Genomic DNA, 21,161 nt, shown 5'->3' on the forward strand with positions numbered 1-21,161 from the left:
GTAAATTTAAATTAAAATGAGCGAAACAAAATCAGAATCTTTATTTTCTAAGAAAAATAAAGCTTTAATCACAAATCCATTAAACAAGATTAACCCTGTTACAATCCAGGTGTTAGGTATCTGTTCAGCTTTAGCTGTAACAGTACAAATGGATAACGCAATAGTTATGTCAGTTGCGGTAACTGCCGTTCTTGTATTAGGAAACTTAATTGTTTCTTTAATGAGAAATGTAATACCAAGCAAAATTAGAATTATCGTTCAATTGGTAATTGTAGCAGGTTTGGTTATTATAGTTGACCAAGTTTTAAAAGCTTATGTATATGATGTTTCTAAAAAACTATCTGTATTCGTAGGTTTAATTATTACTAACTGTATTATCATGGGACGTCTTGAAGCTTTCGCATTAGGAAACAAACCATGGGCATCTATTTTAGATGGTGTAGGTAATGGTTTTGGATATGGTTTAGTTTTAATAGTTGTTGCTTTTTTCAAAGAGTTATTTGGTTCTGGAGCATTAACAATTCCAGGATTCGAAAAGTTTGAAATATTTAAGGCAATAGGTATTTATGACATGGGGTATATGGATAACGGATTAATGTTATTACCTCCATCATCATTATTTATTGTAGGTATTTATATTTGGGTTCAGAAGTATAGAAATCCAGATTTAATTGAAAGCTAATTATAACTTATTATATAAAAGAAATGGAATACATTAATATATTTATAAAAAGTGCCTTTATTGATAATATGATATTTACATTCTTCTTTGGAATGTGTTCATATTTGGCAGTATCTAAAACAGTTAAAACTGCAGTAGGTTTAGGATCAGCAGTAATCTTTGTATTAGTAGTGACTATACCAATCAATTACCTTTTAGAAACATACGTATTAGCAGAAGGTGCTTTGTCATGGTTAGGCGAAGAATATGCAACAATGGACTTAAGCTTTTTAAGTTTTATAATGTTTATTGCTGTAATTGCTTCTATTGTTCAATTAGTAGAAATGTTAGTTGAGAAATTTTCTCCATCACTTTATGGAGCATTAGGTATTTTCTTACCACTTATTGCTGTAAACTGTGCAATTTTAGGAGCAGCATTATTTATGCAACAAAAACAATTTGCTAATATAGGAGAGGCTACGGTATATGGTCTTGGATCTGGATTTGGTTGGTTTTTAGCAATAGTATTAATTGCTGCAATTAGAGAAAAAATTAAATACTCACATATTCCTGCTCCAGTAAGAGGAGTTGGTATGGCATTTATACTAACTGGTTTAATGGGCTTGGCTTTCTTAGGCTTTTTAGGTTTTGAACTTTAATATATTTTTTAGATAGATATTATGGATACTAGTGTAATAATAATAACAATCGTTGTTTTTTTAATTGTAGTTCTTGCGCTTACAAGTGTATTATTGTTTGCAAAAGCTAAATTAATGCCTTCAGGTAAAATTAAAATTAACATAAACAACGGAGAAAGAGAAATTGAAGTAGATGGTGGTGATACACTATTAAATACTTTGAGTGGTCAAGGTATATTTTTACCTTCTGCTTGTGGAGGTGGTGGTACATGTGTTCAATGTGTATGTCAAGTTCATAGTGGTGGAGGGTCAATTTTACCTACTGAAATTCCAAACTTTACTCGTAAAGAAATCGCAACAAACCATCGTTTAGGCTGTCAGGTAAAAGTGAAAGAGGATATGGAGATTGAGATTGAAGAAGAAATACTTGGTATTAAAGAATGGGAAGCAACTGTTGTTTCAAATTACAATGTAGCTACTTATATCAAAGAGTTTATTGTTGAGATTCCAGAAGATATGGATTACAAAGCAGGTGGGTATATTCAGATTAAAATACCACCATGTACTGTTAAATTTTCAGATATGGATGTTAAAGCACATCCACAAGATCATCCAGGAGAACCAGATAAATTTGAAAAAGATTGGGCTGAAGGTCCATTTGCTATCAGAAACTTAGTAATGAAAAATGACGAAGAAGTTGTTAGAGCATATTCTATGGCTTCTTACCCTGCTGAAGGACGTAGAATTATGTTAAATGTTAGGGTTGCCGCTCCTCCTTTCGATAGAGCAAAAAATACATGGATGGATGTTAATCCTGGAGTTGCTTCATCTTATATCTTTAATCAAAAAGTTGGAGATAAAGTAATAGTTTCTGGTCCTTATGGAGAATTCTTTATCAATGATTCAGATGCTGAAATGTTGTATGTCGGAGGTGGAGCTGGAATGGCTCCAATGAGATCTCATTTGTATGAATTATTTAAAACGCTTAAAACAGGCCGAAAAGTGACTTATTGGTATGGAGGTCGTTCTAAAGGTGAATTATTTTATATCCATTACTTTAGAGATTTAGAAAAAGATTTTCCAAACTTTAGATTTTTCATGGCTTTATCAGAACCTATGGAATCTGATAACTGGAAAGTAATGAAAGATATTGATGATAAAGAAGGAGATGGTTTCGTTGGCTTTATTCATAATGTTGTAATAGAACAATATTTAAATAAGCATGAAAATCCAGAAGATTTAGAATTGTATTTCTGTGGTCCTCCAATGATGAACAATGCAGTTCAAAAAATGGGTGAAGACTTTGGTTTGGCTGATGAGAACATAAGATTTGATGACTTTGGAGGTTAATTAATCTACATGATTTTTAATAAAAAAAGGTTCTATTATTTAGAGCCTTTTTTTATTTTTAAAATAGTTTATAGTTAAACTATTTTTTAATGGTAACTTATGTTATACTATTTCGTATTATAGCTAATTATGAAAAGGTTTTTATTATTTACATACTTATTTATATTTCCAATGTTAATCTTCTCTCAAGTAAACTTTACAGGTTATCTTGTAGATGAAGAGAATAATAAGATGAGAGATGTTACCATTAATCTTTATGAGGATAATAATCTTGTTTCTTCAGATAAGTGGGCTAAAAAGTTTTCTTATGACCTTGAATTGGAAAAATATTATACTCTAGAATTGATTAAAGAGGGTTTTATACCTAAAAGAGTAGCTATATCAACGTTTGAGGGAGATAAAGGTGCAGACCCCTTTATGTTTGTTATGGAATTATTAAAAAAGCGTGAAGGTGTTGATGAGTCTGATTTAGATTTTCCTTCAGCCTTGATTGAATATAAAAAGAGTAAAGGAAGTTTCAATTTTAATGTACCATACTCGAAAAGTATTAAAAAAGAACAATCAGAAGTCCTAAATGTTGAAGATTAAAAACCTGATTTTTTCATGAACATTTTAACTTTTAAATGTTCAGGGGAATCTTTTCTATAAAACTCTAATTTTTCTTCAAACATCTTCTCTTGGTTTACATTTTTCGTAAAAAAAGTTCTGAGCTCTTCTGTCGAAAGAGAATCAGATCTTAAATTTTCTTCAACGAATTCAGCGTTAACAGCTTGAATGTAGAATTCATTTTTTCCAGTCCATCCATATTTTAAAAACATATATTTACCATTGTCAGATTCTATATTAAATATAGTTATAGCATCAATCTCTGTTGCATAAGCTCTAAATTTATTACTTCCTTTTAATCGGTTTTTTGAATCAAATTCCTTGTGTGAAATTCCTACAACTGATTTTGCTAGTTTTTCTATACTTAGTTCCTCTCTTGAATAATCATCATGGTATGAAACCCAGTTATCAATTAAGTTTTTGTCAACTTTAAGCGATTCCTCATAAGTATTAAGTTCAACATCACTTTGATAAGGGCAACCCATTAAAATAGTACTTAATAAAATTAGAATAAAACTATATTTCATACGATTATCAGTTATTAATTAGCGAATATTAAAAATAGATAATATTTTTGAGAAAAATAGGAATTGTGAATTTTGAAAATATAAGATCATATAACAATAGTGAATATTTGCCTGTAATTAATCGTTTGTTAGAAGAACCGGTATTCTTAGAAGCAATAAATTCATACTTTGAAGATTATTCAATAATAGAGCTTAAAGAACAGTTGTTGTCATATAGAACAATAAATGAGTTTCAATCTAATTTTGTATGTCGTTTTATTTATGAAATAGAAAAACGATCAATTTCACAAATAACTTTTAAAGGTTTAGAAAATATAAATGAAGAGAAAGGTGCTCGTTTGTTTATTTCAAATCACAGAGATATTGTTTTGGATTCTGCGCTAATTAACTTTGGTCTTGATAAATACAAGATGAACACATGTGAAATAGCAATTGGTAGTAATTTGCTAGGTATTCCTTGGGTAAAAGATTTAGTTAGACTGAATAAAAGTTTTATTGTTCAACGTAATGTTCCAAAACAAGAGATGTTAGCTGCTTCAATACAACTATCATCTTATATTCAGTATACTTTATTAGAAAATAAACAGTCGATATGGATAGCTCAAAGAGAAGGGCGAGCTAAAGATGGTAATGATAAAACAAATCCAGGTGTGCTAAAAATGTTTGCTTTAAGTTCTGATATAAATCTGATTGATTTTTATAAAAATATGAACATAACACCTGTGAGTATTTCTTATGAATATGACCCATGCGATGAATTGAAAATTACTGAATTACTAGCCAAGGAAAATGGTGAGAGCTATGTGAAAAGACCTAATGAGGATGTTCAGCATATGGTTAGAGGAATTCAAGGAAAAAAAGGGAATATTAAAATTACCTTTTCAAATTTGATAAATGATCGAATAGAAGAGTTTAGAGATATAACAAATAGAAATGAGATAATTAAGCGAATTGCTTCAATAATAGATAAAGAAGTTTATTTAAATTATCATTTATGGCCTACAAACTATATTGCTTATGATTTATTGAATAACTCAAATGAGTTTAAGTCTAAATATACATTCAATAAAAAAGAAGATTTTATTTGTTATGTTAAAGAAAAACTAACTTCAATAAATCAAAATAATGATGATGCAAGAAGATTGTTTTTGAGTATGTATGCAAATCCTGTTAAAAACCGATTAGAAGCATTATCCTAACCCAGGAAGAATACTCATTGCAGCTTGACTCATTTCTCCTTGCTCAACTCTAGTAGCTTGTTCTAACGCTCTATTAGAAGCTTGTGTAATTGCAGACTCTATTTCTTGTTTAGTTGCAGATTGATGAAAATTATCAAGTAAAGTTATTTCTTTAATGGTTCTATTGCCGGTAGCAATAACTCTACAAATACCTCCGTCTGCTTCACCTATAACAGTTATTTTATCCAGTTTAGCTTTAATTTCTTCTAATTGCTCTTGCATGGCTCCCATTTTACCAAGCATTTTTTTATTAAAAAAATTCCCTAACATATTAATTGTATTTTTTATTTAAAAATAGCAAGGTTACAAGCCAAATTACTAGACTCAATCCTGCAACAATTTTCATTACTAATGATTCTTTACCTTCAAAAAAATAAGTTATTCCCATAGCAATAATTAAAGTTAAAACGACAATAATTTTGATTTTATCTTTTTGAAGCATAGATTTATTTTTGATCAAAATTAACAAAATGAGGGTAACATTTGTGAATAAGTATTAAGCTTTTTATCTATAAAAACAAGTAATTCATAGGAATATTGATTAATTTTGTGGAGTATTGATTATGAATTAGTTATATCTAAAATGATGAAAAAAATACTTTTAATATTTAATTTTTTGCTTTTAAGTATTACGATAATAAATGCTCAAAATTATTTTACGGCATATAAAAATGGAGAAAAGAGTTTTGCTAATCAAGACTATACCAATGCAATAATTGAATTTACTAAAGTACTTGAATCTAAAAACGATCATGATAGAGCGTTAAACTATAGAGGTTTAAGTTATGAAAATACTAATGATTTAGATAAAGCAGTTTTGGATTTCAAACAAGCTATAACATTTAAATCAAAAGAAGCTGAATACTATTTAAATTTAGGAAGAGTATATTTTAAATTAAATAAGTTTACTGAAGCTGAAGCTGAATTAGTTAAAGCAATCGATAATGATAAGAAACTTGAAGAAGCTTATGAATATAGAACTTTAGCATTGATTGCCTTGAAAAAATTTACTGAAGCAGTTTCTAATGCTGATGATGCTATTTCAAAAATTAAGAGTAGTAATAATTATTATTTAAAAGGAATATCTCAAGATAGCTTAATGAATTATAAAGATGCTGCTTATAGTTTTAGTAGAGCAATATTTTATTCCAAAGAATCTGTTGAAGCTCATTTAGGTTTAGCTCATGCTAATCTTAAAATGGACATGTTTGATAAAGCTCTAGAAGTATGTGATAAGGGGCTTTTATTAGATCCAAAAAATGTTAAGGGTTTATTATTAAGATCAGAGATTAATCTTGGAGCAAACAAAACTCAGCAGGCTTTAGATGATATTTCAAAAATAATAGCTCTACATCCAAATGAAACAGCTTATTATGTTAAAAGAGGAAATACATTTCAACTTTTAAATCAGCATCAAAATGCAATAGCTGATTATAGTACTGCAATTCGATTAAATAAAGAGGATTATTTCCTTTATTATCAACGTGCAAAGTCATATGAGGTACTTTTAGATTACAAATCTGCAGTAAAAGACTATCAAACAATTAAAACGTTAACTCCTTATGATGGTAAAGCTTTAAAGTTATATGATGAAGCAAAACAAAGATTATATGAGTTAAGTAAAGAAAGTAATAATCCTAAAATTTTGATTGAATCTCCATCTGCTACTTTAGACGGGAAAATGCCTATAGCGAAAGGACTAGAATCATACATTATAAAAGGTCAAATTTTAGATGAAAGTAATATTGATTTTATCAAAATAAATGGTAAAGATGCTATTTTCAATAAAGATTCTATAAATCCTAAATTTGAATTCGAGTTGAAGTTAAATGATTTGAAAAATGTTACTATTTCTGCTTTTGATGTATATCAGAACTCTGAATCATGGCAGTATGAAATTATAGAAACTGAAATTAATTCACCTATTATCAAATTAATGGCACCATATGCATCAGATGATGGTGCTATATATTTAGATTCAGATGATCCAACACTTTACATTGAAGGGGTTATAAATGATGAAAGTTTGATAAAAAAAATAGTAATAGAAGGCTCTACAGCAAGTTTTGTTATAGATAAAACTAACCCAACTTTTTCGGCGAATATAAATATTATGAATAAGGATGGCTTTAAGGTTATAGCAGAAGATATCTATGGTAATATCGCAGAAAAATCATTTACGATTAATAGAGAAAATATTGCTTTATTAGGCGATAATCCTATGGGTAAAACATGGGTTATTTTTATTGAAAATTCCAATTATAAAACTTTTGCAAGTTTAGATGGACCAACAAAAGATGTTACAATGATGAAGTCTGCTTTTGCAAAATATAAAATTCACAATGTAATTCATAAATCTAATATGACTAAATCTCAGTTAGAAAAATTCTTTTCAATTGAGTTAAGAGATTTAGTTAGGAGCAACAGAGTAAATTCATTGTTAGTTTGGTATGCAGGTCATGGAAAATTTATTAATGAGTCTGGATATTGGATACCTGTAGATGCAAAGCGTGATGAAGAATTTACTTATTTCAATATCAATAACTTAAAAGCTGCAATGCAATCATATTCTAAATTTATAACTCATACTTTAGTTGTAACTGACGCATGTGAATCAGGACCATCTTTTTATCAAGCTATGCGTTCTACTCCTAAAGATAGAAGCTGTAATGACTGGCAAGCAACAAAGTTTAAATCATCTCAAGTTTTTTCTTCTGCTGGATATGAATTAGCTGTTGATAATTCTCAATTTACAAAGACATTTGCAAGTACTTTATCAGGCAATCCTAACTCATGTATTCCTATAGAAACTATAGTTTCTAAAGTAAGTTCAGCAGTTCAAAAAAATGGGTCATCGCAAAAACCAAAATTTGGAAAAATTGCTGGGCTAGAAGATGAAAATGGAACTTTTTTCTTTATTAAAAAATAGATTCTTAAATGAATATTAATAGATTTTATATTGCCGGCAAGATCTTTTTCTTGTCGGCTCTTTTTTTGAGCGCAAATTTTGTTTTCAGTCAGAAATACCATTTTGATTCTTATAGTGTAAAAGAAGGTTTAGCTCAATCGAGTGTATATTCAATCCAACAAGATAAAAATGGGTTTGTATGGATGGGTACAGCAAGTGGTTTATCTAAATTTAACGGCAAAGATTTTATAAACTATACAACTGAAAATGGACTAGCAGAAGGTGCTGTTAAATCTATTTACATTGATCAATCTGAACATATTTGGATTGGACATGTTGATGGTGGTATTTCTAGAATTGTTGATGGTAAGATAGAATTAGTGTTAAGTATGAGTGCAGATATTACTTCTTTTGAAGAGGATGCTGTAGGTAATTTGTGGGTTTCATCATTTAAAGGCGGAGTTATTAAAATTACAAATCCATATACACTTTCTAAAGACTCTTTAAAATTTAAACAGTACAAAGGCCAGGAAGGTTTGAGTGATGTTGTTTTCCAAGTTTATAAATTAATAGATAATACAATATGTTTTGTTACTGATGTTGGTGTAAAATATTATAACATTGAAAAAGAGGAGTTTTTAAAATTTCAAATTGAAGACATGCCTTCTTATTTTCAGATTATATGTATGTTCGAAAGTAAGGAAGGAAATTTATGGTTTGGGTCATATAATGGTGGAGCATATGAGTATAGCAAAAAAGAAAGTAAATTAAAAATATATGACGTCAGAGATGGATTAGCTCATAATTGGATTACTTCTTTTTATCAAGATGCAAAAAACAATATTTGGATAGGGACTTGGGGAGGAGGAATAACAAAAGTTAATCCTAATAAATCACTTTTTTCTATTAGTAATGAGAATGGAATATTAGACAGTAAAATTAGATGTTTAAATGGTGATAGAGAAGGAAATTTATTGATTGGAACTAAAGAAAATGGACTATTAATTTTTAAGGGAGAACAATTTCTTTCTTTTGGTGAAAAAGAAGGATTGTTAAATAATCAGGTTTGGGCTATACTCACAGATGAAAAAAATCAAAATTGGATAGGTACAAATAAGGGGGTTACGGTAATAAATGAATTTAATGTAATAAAAAACTACAATGAGGAAAATGGATTAGCTTTTGAAGAAGTTCGATATATAAAAGAAGATAAAACAGGTAATATTTGGATTGGAACATGGGGTGGGGGCGTAATGCAGTACAACTCTAATTCAGATCGATTCGATATGAGTTATAGAATTAACTCATTTATGCTGCAGCCACTAATTACAGCCTTAGAAGTTGATAAATCAAATAATTTATGGGTTGGAACTACTGATGGATTAGTTTATTATGAAATTAATAATCAACTATCTAATAGATTAACTCAAGATAATGGCTTGGCAGGAAATGATATTACAGCAATTTACTGTGACTCAAAAAATAAAATTTGGGTTGGAGCTAGAGGTAAAGGTATATCAACTATTGATGGTGTGGATATTCAGAAATTGGATTTAAATATTAAAATATCTCCAACATCAATAATTGAAGATCAAAAAGGTAATATTTGGATAGGAACTGAAGGTAAGGGAGTTATTGTTTATAATGGTAAAAAAGTAATTGCAAAATATGGTTCTAAAGATGGATTACTATCTGATTATATTTCATTATTAAATATTGATAATGAAGGCGCAATTTGGATAGGAACAAACAAAGGTTTAAATAAATTTAATCCTGTAGATCAAAAGTTTTATTCATATAATCAAAAAATGGGATATGTTGGTATTGAATCAAAAAACAATGCTACGTATAAAGATAAGGATGGAAGTTTATGGTTTGGAACAATTAAAGGTGTTGTTAAATTAAATACTAATAAACTTCACGATAATAAATTAGAACCGTTAACTCAAATTACACGTTTTAGAGTAAATCTAGAAGATCGACCATTAATCGATGGTACTGAATTAAATTATAGAGAAAAATCTATAGTCTTTGATTATGGGAGTATTTGTTTAACTAATCCTAATCAAGTTTACTATCAGGTAATGTTAGAGGGAGCTGATGAAGATTGGAGACCTTTAACAAAGCAAACGATAGAAACCTATTCACCATTACCTCCTGGTAAATATAAATTTAAGGTAAAAGCCTCTAATAACAACGGAGTTTGGAATAGTGAACCAGAAACATTTAGTTTTAAAATAACACCTCCAATATGGCAGCGCACATGGTTTATTATAATTTGCATCTTACTAATTACAATTATTGTTTTTTCTTTTGTTAAGTATAGAGAGAAGCAGTTGATTAAAGAAAAGCAAATATTAGAAGAAAAAGTTATAGAGAGAACTGAAGAAGTAGTTCAGAAAAGTGCAGAGATAGCTCAAAAGAATAAAGATATCATTGATAGTATAACATATGCTAAAAGAATACAAGATGCTATTTTGCCTTCAAATGATATGTTTACAAAAGAATTGCCTCAAACATTTGTTTTGTTTGATCCAAAGGACATTGTGAGTGGTGATTTTTATTGGTTAGCAACAAAGGATAGTAAATCTTTATTTGCGGCAGTCGATTGTACAGGACATGGTGTACCAGGTGCATTTATGAGTATTGTAGGTTATAACTTATTAGATAAAATTGTTGGTGAATATGGAATTACAGAACCAGCTGAAATTTTAAATGAACTGAATAAAGGGGTTGAGGAGACACTAAGAAAAGGAGTAGATAGCCACCATATAAAAGATGGTATGGATATAGCTTTATGCACTTTTGATAATCAAACTGGTATTCTTGAATTTTCAGGAGCGTATAATCCTTTATATATTATTTCTAAAAACAATTTAACTACTGATAAGGGAGAGGCTATTGGATATAATATGGTTGATGAAAATGGATTAATGTTATTTGAAGTTAAGGCTGATCGTTTTCCAATAGGAAGTTATTCTGAGAGTAATAAAAAGTATAACAATAATAGTTTTAAATTATCAAAAGGAGATACATTGTATTTATTTTCAGATGGTTATGCTGATCAGTTTGGTGGTCCAAATGGAAAAAAATTCAGGTATAAACAATTTAAACAATTATTACTTTCTATTAATTCAAAACCTATGGACGAACAAAAGGAAATTTTAATTGATGCTATGAGTGAATGGAAAGGAAAGATGGAGCAAGTGGACGATATAATTGTAATAGGAACTAAATTGTAATTTATTAATTTCGCGTAAAAATTATATTATGTCAGTTATTAGAATTACAAAAGAGTTTGATTTTGAAATGGCTCATGCATTACTTGGTTATGATGGTCCATGTAAAAATATACATGGACATTCATACAAATTAAAAGTAAGTGTAAAAGGAGATGTGAAAACTGGCTCTTCTGATTCTGATGAAGGTATGGTCGTTGATTTTGGTATTATTAAGAAGATTGTAAAAGATTTAGTTGTTGATGTCTATGATCATGCTTTAGTTCTAAATGAAAAAATGGAAATAAATGTATCTCAGTTTGAATTTATGAATAAACTAATTCGTGTTCCATTCCAACCAACTTGTGAGAACCTTTTAATTTATTATGCTGATTTAATAAAAAAAGAGTTGCCTGAAAATTTATCGCTTACCTACCTTTTTTTAAGAGAAACTCCAACTTCTTATGCGGAATGGTTTGAATCAGACAACTAAAAAATATTGATTTTTATCATTTTTTTTCCATTCTTCAATTTTGTATCTTTACCTTACTATGATTTTAAGAGTCATCCAATATAAGGTTAGAATAAAGAAAGAACTCAAAAGAGATCCTGAGTGAATACCATACTTTAAAGTTAAAGTATTCATTAATCAAAAAAATATTATAAAATGCCAAGATATCACAAATTAGGTAATATACCTCAAAAAAGGCATACTGTGTTTAAAAGCCCAGAAGGAAAGTTTTATTATGAAGAACTTTTTGGAACTGTTGGTTTTGATGGTATGTCATCATTACTTTATCATACTCAAAGACCTACACAGGTAAAAGATGTGTTAAAATCATATTCTGTAGAACCAATTGCAGCAATAGATAAAAACATGAAGTCGATTAGCCTAAAAGGATTTAAGGTTTCACCAAAGAATGATTATTTAGAAAGTAGAGTTCCTGTTTTATTTAACTCAGATTGTATAATTGCTCTTGCATCACCAAAGCAATCGTTAACAGAATATTTTTATAAGAATACAGATTCTGATGAAGTTATTTTTATTCATAAAGGAACAGGGAAACTAAGAACACTTCTAGGAAATATTGATTTTGAATATGGTGATTATTTAGTTATACCAAGAGGGATGATATATCAAATTTCATTCGATACAGAGGAAAATAGATTGTTTATTGTAGAATCAAAACAACCAGTTTACACACCAAAAGGTTATAGAAATTGGTTTGGACAACATCTTGAACATTCTCCATTTTGCGAAAGAGATATACATCCACCATCTGAATTAGAAACTTATGATGAAACGGGTGAATTTATTGTAAAAGTTAAAAAGGAAGAAATGATTCATGAGTATGTTTATGCTGCTCACCCTTTTAGTGTTGTTGGATGGGATGGATATAATTTTCCTTACAAATTCTCAATACATGATTTTGAACCTATAACAGGAAGAGTTCATTTACCACCTCCAATTCATCAAACATTTGAAACTACAACTTTTGTCATTTGTTCATTTGTACCTAGGTTGTATGATTATCATCCACAAGCTATACCTGCTCCATATAACCATAGTAATATTGATTCTGATGAAGTATTATATTATGTTGATGGAGATTTTATGAGTAGAAATAATATAGAGCAAGGCCAAATTACATTACATCCTGCAGGTATCCCTCATGGACCACACCCTGGAGCTATGGAAAGAAGTATTGGTCAAAAAGAAACTGAAGAATTGGCTGTAATGGTTGATACATTTAAACCATTGAAAGTAACAAAACAAGCATTAGATATTCAAGATGAAGATTATTTCAAATCTTGGTTAGAACATTAATATTTATTTAAAAAAAAGAAATTATTATGAGTGATATAAAAAACGTTGAATACGGATTAGAAAAAATATTTGAAGGAGCACAAGATTTTCTTCCTTTATTAGGAACGGACTATGTTGAGTTTTATGTTGGTAATGCAAAACAAGCAGCTCACTTTTACAAGTCAGCTTTTGGATTTCAATCATATGCATACAAAGGGTTAGAAACTGGTAATAGAGAATATGCTTCTTATGTAGTAAAACAAGATAAAATTAAAATTGTTTTAACAACTCCATTAAATTCAAAATCTCCTATAAACGATCATATAGTAAAGCATGGAGATGGAGTAAAAGTTGTTGCTCTTTGGGTTGATGATGCTACAAAATCATGGGAAGAAACGACAAAAAGAGGCGCTAAATCTTTTATGGAACCAACTATAGAAAAAGATGAGCATGGAGAAGTTGTACGTTCAGGAATTTATACTTACGGAGAAACGGTACATATTTTTGTAGAACGTAAAAACTATAATGGAGTATTTTTACCTGGCTATCAAAAATGGGAGTCAGATTATAATCCAGAACCAACAGGTTTAAAGTTTATTGATCACATGGTTGGAAATGTTGGTTGGAATGAAATGGATAAATGGGTTAAGTTTTATGAAGATGTGATGGGCTTTGTTAACTTTTTATCGTTTGATGATAAGCAAATTCATACTGAATATTCTGCTTTAATGAGTAAAGTTATGAGTAATGGAAATGGTAGAATTAAATTTCCAATTAACGAACCAGCAGAAGGTAAAAAGAAATCTCAAATTGAAGAATATCTTGATTTTTATGAAGGACCAGGAGCACAGCATATTGCAGTTGCTACAGATGATATAATTACTACAGTTAGTAAATTAAGAGCTAGAGGTATAGAATTTTTATCAACACCACCAGAGGAGTATTATAGAGCTGTACCAGGTAGGTTAGAAGAGCACAGTCATGAATTAAGAGAAGATATTGAAACCTTAAAAGGATTAGGTATTATGATTGATGCTGATGAAGAAGGTTATTTATTACAGATTTTCACAAAACCTGTTGAAGATAGACCTACTTTATTTTTTGAGATTATTCAAAGAATGGGAGCTCGAGGATTTGGAGCTGGAAACTTTAAAGCATTGTTTGAATCAATAGAAAGAGAACAAGAGAAAAGAGGAACTTTATAATTTTTTAAAAAACGGAGTTAGTTAACTCCGTTTTTTTTATATCTTTAAGTTTTAAATTTAATATTATGAAGAAAAATAGATTAATTGCAGTAGCTATAGCTTTATTTTTAGCTTTAATACCTTTTCAGCCAGCTTATATGAACTTATCTGTGGAAAGTGAATTATTACAAGTCTTTTCAATGGCATTAGTAATTATAGGATCAATAGTGGCAGTTTTGTTGTATAATAAAGATACAGGAGAAAGTCATCATTAGAAATTTATATTCTTATCAGAAATAAAAAAGCAGCTATTTATAGCTGCTTTTTTTATGATTAGACATAAAGAGTTTATTTCTTGACAATTTTTTGATATTTTATGATTTCATTTTTCTCATTAAGAATTTGCATCATATATATTCCTGAACTCAATTTTTTAAATTCGTTTACTTTGTATGTGTTCATTTCTTTAGAGGTTTGAATTTTCTCCTTTAAAGTAATTCCAGTCATATTAGTATAACTTATCGTTAATACTTCATCGTTACTATCACTTAAATCGAAATACAAATTATCTGCAGAAGGGTTAGGGTAGATAGCAACATCTATTGAATTAATTGATTTAAGCACAATGATTCGTGAATGTTCATAATCACCATTAAAATCAATCTGTTTTAATCTGTAATAGTTTATTCCAGATAAAGATTCATCATCTATAAATTCATAATTATTTTCAATGTTTGAGTTTCCGTTACCGTCAACAATACCTACATCATCAAAGTTTTTTGCATCTTTAGCTCTTTGAATTATAAAATAATCATTATTTACTTCTGATTGAGTTGTCCAAATAAGTTTATTACCACCCTTATAGTTGTGTCCTTTAAAGTTAGTAAGTGTAACAGGAAGAATCCCAGTTGCACTCCAATTACTAACTGTAAATTCACAATAATCTCCAGCATACCCATCAACCATAAGGTAATAATCATTACCAATTGTTAATCCAGTTGCAGTTACTGTACCAGAAGTTACATATCCAGGATTCCAACAGTTTGAAACTGAACTTAGAGAAGTACAACATCCGTTAGCATCTGTTGTTACATCGAAAACTTCTGCTTGTATACCATCATTCCAACTACAATTATCAATTGAGGTAAAATTAAAAGTTTCAGTAGTTGATGCAGCAGTAAATAAGTACCATGAATTATTTTCAATAGAGCCACAAAAGCTTGTTCCAGGATCATCATAAGTGTAATAATTATAAGTAGAACTTGTCCACCCCGAGCCACCTTGTGTAAGTATTGCAGGATCTGAACACCAATCATTTGTTGTGGGATTACCACATACAGGACAAGCGCCACAAGTTCCTCCACAATCTATACCTGTTTCAGTTCCATTTTGAATACCGTCACTGCATGTTGGAGCAGGACAAGCGCCACAACTTATTGTTGCTTCCCATCCAGCACTTGTTGAAGAGTAGTCTGAATCCCAGTAAATAGTTAAACATCCTGAGTTAGCTGTTATAACTCCACCATTAGGTAATGATGAACCTGCGTATGTTCCTATAACAGGAGATGATAAGTCTGGACCGTTATATATTGTTAATTCATCACAACAAGATTCGGTATTAAAACTTGTAAAGGTCATAACTAAGCATTGACCAGGAGTGCTTGAACAATATGTTTTAAAATAGTTTTCATTATTTGAATAATTTGAACCAGAACCTCCTGTGTCATAAAAATTACCAGAACAAGCTGTAACAGGAGGTGGATCTGAACTTATGCAAACATCAAAATCTGTATCTTGACCACCAGAAGATGTATAAGTATAAACTCTAATGTAGTATGTCGCACCTATTGTTAAACCTGATGCGGTACTTGAATTAGCATCACTACAATATATCTGATTAAGTGAACCACAGCTACCAGAATATAAAACATGATACATATCAGTAACACTTCCTGTAACATTTAATAAATCTATATAGTGAGTTGCATTTAAGGCAACAAAAGAAAACCAAACGTCATCGTCATCTGTACCAAAACAGGTATTTCCGTCAGAAGATCCAGTAGCTCCATGAATTGTTCCTGCTGTAGTAAATGTGCAAGTCTCATCATTATTTACAGTTACAACGGTAGGAGTAGAGCATTCATCATTTACAGGTGGAGGTTGAGGACTAGTTACACATAAATCAAATGTCGTATTTTGGCCACTTGTTGAAGTATAGGTGTATACTCTAACATAATAAGTGTTACCAATAGTAAGTCCATTTAATGTGCTGCTGTTTGGATCGCTACATAATATAGCATTACCTAGAGAGCCACAAGTTCCTTCAAAAACAGAATGGTATAAATCTACAGTTGAACCAGAAATGTTTAATAAGTCTATATAATGAGTAGTATTTGTGGCAACAAATTCAAACCAAACATCATCATCGTCTCTGGTAGCTCCACAACTATTAGCATCTGTTGAACCAGATGCTAGAAGAACAGTACCTGGTGTTGTTGATGTACAATTTTCATCAGGATTAACTGTTGCTAAAGTTGCATTAGCACAATCATCATTTGTTGGTGGTGTTGGACAAGCTACACAACTAATAGAAGCATCCCAACCATCTCTCACACTACTACCATCAGAATCAAAAACAAAAGTTAAACAACCCGTTGAAGAGGATATGGTTCCACCATTAGGTAAACTTGTCCCTGAATAACTTCCAATTAAAGGAGAAGATGTGTTTGGTCCATCGTATATATCTAAATAATCATAACCGGATTCTGTATTAAAGCTATTAAAGTCTATTTGTATACAATTTCCAGCATCAGAACAATAAGTCTGTTCTATAAGTTCACTGTCTGAATATTGACCTCCAGATCCCCCAGAATCATAATAATTACCAGTACAAGTAGAAATAGGAGGAGGGTCTGAGTAAACGCAAATATCAAAGTCCGTATTTTGACCACCTGTTGTTGTGTTTGTATAAACACGAACATAGTAAGTTGTACCTGGTGTTAAAGATGTTAATGTTGATCCTAAATCATCATTACTACATAAAATTGCATTACCTAAAGATCCACAAGTTCCAGTGTAAACAGAGAGGTATAAATTAGTAAAACTTCCTGTTATATTTGTTAAGTCAATATAATGAGTAGAATTTACAGCAACAAAAGAAAACCAAACATCATCATCATCTATTGTCGCGCCACAACTATTAGCATCGCTTGATGCAGTTGCAAGGTTTAAGGTTGCAGAAGTTGTTGTTGTACAGTTTTCATCAGTATTAACTGTTAATGCAGTTGCAGAGCCACAATCATCATTTGTTGGTGGTGTTGGACAAGCTACACAACTAATAGAAGCATCCCAACCATCTCTCACACTACTACCATCTGAATCAAAAACAAAAGTTAAACAACCCGTTGAAGAAGTTATGGTTCCACCATTAGGTAAACTTGTCCCTGAATAACTTCCAATTAAAGTAGAAGATGTGTTTGGTCCATCGTATATATCTAAATAATCATAACCGGATTCTGTATTAAAGCTATTAAAGTCTATTTGTATACAATTTCCAGCATCAGAACAATAAGTCTGTTCTATAAGTTCACTGTCCGAATATTGACCTCCGGCACCACCAGAGTCATAATAATTACCAGTACAAGTAGAAATAGGAGGAGGGTCTGAGTAAACGCAAATATCAAAGTCCGTATTTTGACCACCTGTTGTTGTGTTGGTATAAACACGAACATAGTAAGTTGTACCAGGTGTTAATGATGTTAATGTTGACCCTAAATCAGCATTACTACACAAAATGGCATTACCTAAAGATCCACAAGTTCCGGTGTAAACAGATAGGTATAAGTTAGTAAAACTTCCTGATATATTTGTTAAGTCAATATAATGAGTAGAATTTAATGCAACAAAAGAAAACCAAACATCATCATCATCTATTGTTGCACCACAACTGTTTGCATCACTTGATCCCGTAGCTAGAAAAACAGTTCCAGAGGTTGTTGTTGTACAATTTTCATCAGCATTTACTGTTAATAATATTGCGTTTCCACAATCATCATTTATTGGTGGAGCAGGAGGAGTATCAAAAGTTAGCTGCCAGGCATTAATAAAACCAGTGTCACCACCAGAGTCATCGGTAACACACAAGTTCCAAGTACCATTAGCATTCTGTCCATTATTGGCATCAGATAAATTACCTTCGGGTATATATGTGTTTTGAAATGGAGCAGAACCAGATGTGATAAGAGCGCTAGCTGTCATTTCAAAACAAGTAGGGGTTCCTCCATTGTTTGCTGCTCCATCACCGTAGTTATTTCCACCCCCACCATTATCAGTACTTAATTCAATTGGAGTTCCATCAGGAGCAACTAAAAAAATATCTAAATCTCCATCATATGTATGATTAATTTTAATACAAACTGAGGTGAGACCATAAGTTCCATCTATTGTGCCTACTCCTGTAACTGCAATTCCTGAACAAACTTGTGCTCCTGCATCAGGAATAGTTACATTTGTTGTAGATGTAAAAGTTTGAGAGTATACATTGTTAATATAGAGTAATCCAAAAAGAAATAATGTAAATATATTTTTCATTCATTTGCAAGATTAGGAGTAATAGTATCTTTTTTTACTAAATAATTAATACCAAATTTTTCAAATTCCATTATAAGGTCCTCTTTTTGCATAAGATAGTTATATGTAAAAGAGAATGTTAATAATTGTTCGTTATAATCAATAGAATCAATTTTATCATCGTATTTCAATAACTCTTCTTTTAGGTTTTCTATTGTTAATAATCCATATTTTTTGTATGAAAAATTTATAGTGTTTACTTCTCCGATACGAAGATTTTTATCAAAAATTGTTGGTTTAGGATTTTTATGTCTTTTGTCAAACTTTGATTTCTCTTTAATTTTTTGGGTTTGAGAAAAACCAATAAAAGAGAGACTTAAAAAAAATATAAATGTTATAAAATATTTCATTTTGTAAGTTTAAGTGTTAACACTTAACAAGACGTAATAAATAACTTAAAGTTGCTTGAAAAGTTTTAAATGTAAATCAGTTTTATGTTATAGGTGTAAAATTAACAAATAATGCTATTAAAAAAGGACCTGTGTTAATAAAATAATAGTGCTGTTATGTTAATATTTACAAGATGTAATTTGGTTTATTTGTTCTTAAAAGGAATAATTATAATTTATCAAAATGGGTTAGTTTTATTGTTTCAATAATGATAATAACAAAAAAGCATCCTAATAGGATGCTTTTTAGATTTATTTAAGTTGTTAGTTTATAAAGGCCATTTAGGAATGTCTTCATTTGTCCATAAAACACCCCATTGAACTTCAGAAAGTAAGCCATCTTCGAACCAAAAATTGATGCTAGAAATTAATATTGATAAAAGCTTTTGATTTTCTTCTAATTCTTCAATTTCCATTTCACCGACTTCAGATTCATCAATTAGCGTTTTAAATTCTTCAAGAGGCATATCCTTAATATTTTTTCCTTGAAAACTTAAGTTGTCTGCATTTGAAGCAATGTTGGTTAATCTCCAATCATCCTCTTCATCAAAAGAAAATGAAGTGTCTATGTCATCATAGTGCCAAACTTCAATAAAATATTCATTTTCATCGTCATCTTCATCAGAACTTAATTGTTCTATTTCAGTTGGTTCTCCAAGTTGTTTTTTTAGAGTTTCTCGATGAATACCAAATCGGATGGCATTAAGCCCTTTACCAATTAATATTTCTTGTGTTTCATTCATTAGAAAAAATTATTTAATGTTAAGTTTATTTTTTAAGTCTTTAGATAATGCGTCTTTATGAATCATAAAGTCTATTGTTTTGTATTTTACATAAGCAGCAGAAGCATAGAAGTAACCATCTGAATAGTTTTCTTTACCCCAACTATTTTTAACAATATAATACTTATTTCCTTTCTGATCATAAACAATACCTGTTATATGCATTCCATGATCATCTTGTGTTTGATAATTGTCAAATGCTTCTTGACGCATTTCTTGTGTAATTTTTTTCTCTTCAACAGGCTCGTCAAAGGCATTACTTACTTTATCTGCTCCTGCATCACTAAAATGTTTATTGTCTTTTCCTTTAACTTGAATTGTAGCTTCATCTTCAGGAACAATTGCTAAACCATTGCTAAATGAAAAACCTTTTTCAGATACATCGCTACCCCAAGCAATAGAATATCCATTCATAATTGCATCATTCATAATTTGTTCCATTTCATCCATAGGTACATTATAAATTGTACCAAAACCCCAGTTGTCAGGAACTTCTAATACAAAAGTTTCATAAAATGGGTGATGTGTAAATGAACCAATAGCAACGTAATCATCCATATTTAATCCTAAACTTTCGGCATAAGATTTAGGGGTATACTTTTTACCATTAAATTCAAATTCTTCAGGAATCTTACCTAAATAAGCGTCTAATATTCCTTCAATGGCAGTTTGCCATGATGTAGTTAATTTTCTTTGAGGATTCTTTACAATTTGATCAACTGTTGCTTTAAGGATTGCATCCATTTCAGCATGGTTATGTTTGTCTTCACCATAGTTTAATCCTTTATAAATTTCTTCTGGTACAATTCCATATTTTTTAATAATGTGTGGAATATCATGAAATGCTCCACCTGCAGCGAAATTAAAATTACCATGCATTCTTACATAAGTAATTGCTTTTTCTAAGTATGCGTTTCTTGCAATAAACATTTCAGAAAGTGAAACAGGTTTTTTTCCTGTTCTAATTAATTCTGACTCTAAAAATGATAATGATGAAAATGACCAACAAGTACCAGTTCTACCTTGACTTTGAACATCAAGTGATTCAATATCTTTTAAAACGGTAAAATAATAATGACCATCTTCTTTATTTTTAATGGTATCGTTTTGAATTTTATCTTCCGGTAAGGTGTGGTTTCCTTTGTCTTTATTTACTTGAGCTTGAAAAGTTCCAATAAATAAAAATGAAGCAAGTGTGAGTGTAATTATTTTCATATGAATAAA

Annotated in this window: 18 protein-coding genes; 11 read left to right on the plus strand and 7 right to left on the minus strand. The window is 30.2% G+C overall.

Annotation, left to right across the window (positions count from 1 at the left end; all coding sequences use genetic code 11):
• Positions 1 to 16 precede the first annotated feature (16 nt).
• The 4 genes from FRY74_RS04145 to FRY74_RS04160 all read left to right on the plus strand — a co-directional run bounded on the left by FRY74_RS04145 (position 17) and on the right by FRY74_RS04160 (position 3,237).
• On the plus strand, positions 17 to 682 hold the full coding sequence (locus FRY74_RS04145) for an NADH:ubiquinone reductase (Na(+)-transporting) subunit D (protein WP_147098926.1): 666 nt from the start codon (positions 17 to 19) through the stop codon (positions 680 to 682).
• Between the two features lie 23 nt (positions 683 to 705).
• Positions 706 to 1,320 (plus strand): NADH:ubiquinone reductase (Na(+)-transporting) subunit E, encoded by a 615-nt coding sequence (gene nqrE / locus FRY74_RS04150; RefSeq protein ID WP_147098928.1) that lies wholly within the window; start codon positions 706 to 708, stop codon positions 1,318 to 1,320.
• Positions 1,321 to 1,341: 21 nt separating this feature from the next.
• The gene (gene nqrF, locus FRY74_RS04155) at positions 1,342 to 2,649 is read left to right on the plus strand and encodes an NADH:ubiquinone reductase (Na(+)-transporting) subunit F (protein ID WP_147098930.1); all 1,308 of its coding nucleotides are present in this window, start codon (positions 1,342 to 1,344) and stop codon (positions 2,647 to 2,649) included.
• Positions 2,650 to 2,778: 129 nt separating this feature from the next.
• A complete protein-coding gene (locus FRY74_RS04160) occupies positions 2,779 to 3,237 on the plus strand; it encodes a hypothetical protein (protein WP_147098932.1) in 459 nt (152 codons plus the stop codon).
• On the opposite strand, the gene FRY74_RS04165 is transcribed toward FRY74_RS04160, so the two are convergent.
• A complete protein-coding gene (locus FRY74_RS04165) occupies positions 3,234 to 3,782 on the minus strand; it encodes a hypothetical protein (RefSeq protein ID WP_147098933.1) in 549 nt (182 codons plus the stop codon). The genes FRY74_RS04160 and FRY74_RS04165 overlap by 4 nt on opposite strands.
• A gap of 47 nt (positions 3,783 to 3,829) precedes the next feature.
• On the opposite strand from FRY74_RS04165, the gene FRY74_RS04170 reads away from it, so the two are divergent.
• A complete protein-coding gene (locus tag FRY74_RS04170; RefSeq protein ID WP_170227938.1) occupies positions 3,830 to 4,981 on the plus strand; it encodes a 1-acyl-sn-glycerol-3-phosphate acyltransferase in 1,152 nt (383 codons plus the stop codon).
• On the opposite strand, the gene FRY74_RS04175 is transcribed toward FRY74_RS04170, so the two are convergent.
• Complete coding sequence (locus FRY74_RS04175) at positions 4,973 to 5,290, minus strand: YbaB/EbfC family nucleoid-associated protein (protein ID WP_147098936.1); 318 nt, start codon at positions 5,288 to 5,290, stop codon at positions 4,973 to 4,975. The genes FRY74_RS04170 and FRY74_RS04175 overlap by 9 nt on opposite strands.
• A 1-nt stretch (position 5,291) precedes the next feature.
• The gene (locus tag FRY74_RS12855; protein ID WP_170227939.1) at positions 5,292 to 5,462 is read right to left on the minus strand and encodes a hypothetical protein; all 171 of its coding nucleotides are present in this window, start codon (positions 5,460 to 5,462) and stop codon (positions 5,292 to 5,294) included.
• Between the two features lie 144 nt (positions 5,463 to 5,606).
• Here FRY74_RS12855 and FRY74_RS04180 point away from each other — a divergent pair, with 144 nt between their 5' ends.
• From FRY74_RS04180 to FRY74_RS04205, 6 genes are all read left to right on the plus strand, one after another.
• Entirely contained in the window at positions 5,607 to 7,949 is a 2,343-nt protein-coding gene (locus tag FRY74_RS04180; RefSeq protein WP_170227940.1) for a tetratricopeptide repeat protein, read from the plus strand.
• Between the two features lie 65 nt (positions 7,950 to 8,014).
• Entirely contained in the window at positions 8,015 to 11,170 is a 3,156-nt protein-coding gene (locus FRY74_RS04185) for a two-component regulator propeller domain-containing protein (RefSeq protein ID WP_170227941.1), read from the plus strand.
• Between the two features lie 28 nt (positions 11,171 to 11,198).
• Positions 11,199 to 11,639 carry a 6-pyruvoyl trahydropterin synthase family protein gene (locus FRY74_RS04190; RefSeq protein ID WP_147098942.1) on the plus strand — a complete coding sequence of 147 codons (441 nt, stop codon included), beginning with the start codon at positions 11,199 to 11,201 and terminating at the stop codon, positions 11,637 to 11,639.
• 174 nt (positions 11,640 to 11,813) lie between these two features.
• Positions 11,814 to 12,974, plus strand: coding sequence for a homogentisate 1,2-dioxygenase (locus FRY74_RS04195; protein ID WP_147098944.1), 1,161 nt, complete (start codon positions 11,814 to 11,816; stop codon positions 12,972 to 12,974).
• A gap of 26 nt (positions 12,975 to 13,000) precedes the next feature.
• Positions 13,001 to 14,158: a 4-hydroxyphenylpyruvate dioxygenase gene (gene hppD, locus FRY74_RS04200; protein ID WP_394344894.1), complete on the plus strand. Its 1,158-nt coding sequence runs from the start codon at positions 13,001 to 13,003 to the stop codon at positions 14,156 to 14,158.
• Positions 14,159 to 14,223: 65 nt separating this feature from the next.
• Entirely contained in the window at positions 14,224 to 14,412 is a 189-nt protein-coding gene (locus FRY74_RS04205) for a hypothetical protein (RefSeq protein WP_147098948.1), read from the plus strand.
• Between the two features lie 73 nt (positions 14,413 to 14,485).
• Here FRY74_RS04205 and FRY74_RS04210 read toward each other — a convergent pair whose 3' ends face one another.
• The 4 genes from FRY74_RS04210 to FRY74_RS04225 all read right to left on the minus strand — a co-directional run bounded on the left by FRY74_RS04210 (position 14,486) and on the right by FRY74_RS04225 (position 21,152).
• The gene (locus FRY74_RS04210) at positions 14,486 to 18,727 is read right to left on the minus strand and encodes a CUB domain-containing protein (RefSeq protein WP_147098950.1); all 4,242 of its coding nucleotides are present in this window, start codon (positions 18,725 to 18,727) and stop codon (positions 14,486 to 14,488) included.
• The gene (locus FRY74_RS04215; protein ID WP_147098952.1) at positions 18,724 to 19,116 is read right to left on the minus strand and encodes a hypothetical protein; all 393 of its coding nucleotides are present in this window, start codon (positions 19,114 to 19,116) and stop codon (positions 18,724 to 18,726) included. Before FRY74_RS04215 ends, FRY74_RS04210 begins: the two co-directional genes overlap by 4 nt.
• 308 nt (positions 19,117 to 19,424) lie before the next feature.
• Complete coding sequence (locus FRY74_RS04220; RefSeq protein ID WP_147098954.1) at positions 19,425 to 19,898, minus strand: hypothetical protein; 474 nt, start codon at positions 19,896 to 19,898, stop codon at positions 19,425 to 19,427.
• Positions 19,899 to 19,907: 9 nt separating this feature from the next.
• Entirely contained in the window at positions 19,908 to 21,152 is a 1,245-nt protein-coding gene (locus tag FRY74_RS04225) for a C1 family peptidase (protein ID WP_147098956.1), read from the minus strand.
• Positions 21,153 to 21,161: the final 9 nt, after the last annotated feature.

Source organism: Vicingus serpentipes (assembly GCF_007993035.1).
Taxonomy (GTDB): Bacteria; Bacteroidota; Bacteroidia; order Flavobacteriales_E; family Vicingaceae; genus Vicingus; species Vicingus serpentipes.

What these genes read in the sequence shown, in the direction of transcription:
- FRY74_RS04190 (WP_147098942.1), top strand. Translation starts at nt 11,199, where the DNA reads ATGTCAGTTATTAGAATTACAAAAGAGTTTGATTTTGAAATGGCTCAT.
- FRY74_RS04225 (WP_147098956.1), bottom strand. Translation starts at nt 21,152, where the DNA reads ATGAAAATAATTACACTCACACTTGCTTCATTTTTATTTATTGGAACT.
- FRY74_RS04175 (WP_147098936.1), bottom strand. Translation starts at nt 5,290, where the DNA reads ATGTTAGGGAATTTTTTTAATAAAAAAATGCTTGGTAAAATGGGAGCC.
- FRY74_RS04205 (WP_147098948.1), top strand. Translation starts at nt 14,224, where the DNA reads ATGAAGAAAAATAGATTAATTGCAGTAGCTATAGCTTTATTTTTAGCT.
- FRY74_RS04195 (WP_147098944.1), top strand. Translation starts at nt 11,814, where the DNA reads ATGCCAAGATATCACAAATTAGGTAATATACCTCAAAAAAGGCATACT.
- nqrE (WP_147098928.1), top strand. Translation starts at nt 706, where the DNA reads ATGGAATACATTAATATATTTATAAAAAGTGCCTTTATTGATAATATG.
- hppD (WP_394344894.1), top strand. Translation starts at nt 13,001, where the DNA reads ATGAGTGATATAAAAAACGTTGAATACGGATTAGAAAAAATATTTGAA.
- nqrF (WP_147098930.1), top strand. Translation starts at nt 1,342, where the DNA reads ATGGATACTAGTGTAATAATAATAACAATCGTTGTTTTTTTAATTGTA.
- FRY74_RS04220 (WP_147098954.1), bottom strand. Translation starts at nt 19,898, where the DNA reads ATGAATGAAACACAAGAAATATTAATTGGTAAAGGGCTTAATGCCATC.
- FRY74_RS04160 (WP_147098932.1), top strand. Translation starts at nt 2,779, where the DNA reads ATGAAAAGGTTTTTATTATTTACATACTTATTTATATTTCCAATGTTA.
- FRY74_RS04210 (WP_147098950.1), bottom strand. Translation starts at nt 18,727, where the DNA reads ATGAAAAATATATTTACATTATTTCTTTTTGGATTACTCTATATTAAC.
- FRY74_RS12855 (WP_170227939.1), bottom strand. Translation starts at nt 5,462, where the DNA reads ATGCTTCAAAAAGATAAAATCAAAATTATTGTCGTTTTAACTTTAATT.
- FRY74_RS04180 (WP_170227940.1), top strand. Translation starts at nt 5,607, where the DNA reads ATGAAAAAAATACTTTTAATATTTAATTTTTTGCTTTTAAGTATTACG.
- FRY74_RS04215 (WP_147098952.1), bottom strand. Translation starts at nt 19,116, where the DNA reads ATGAAATATTTTATAACATTTATATTTTTTTTAAGTCTCTCTTTTATT.
- FRY74_RS04165 (WP_147098933.1), bottom strand. Translation starts at nt 3,782, where the DNA reads ATGAAATATAGTTTTATTCTAATTTTATTAAGTACTATTTTAATGGGT.
- FRY74_RS04145 (WP_147098926.1), top strand. Translation starts at nt 17, where the DNA reads ATGAGCGAAACAAAATCAGAATCTTTATTTTCTAAGAAAAATAAAGCT.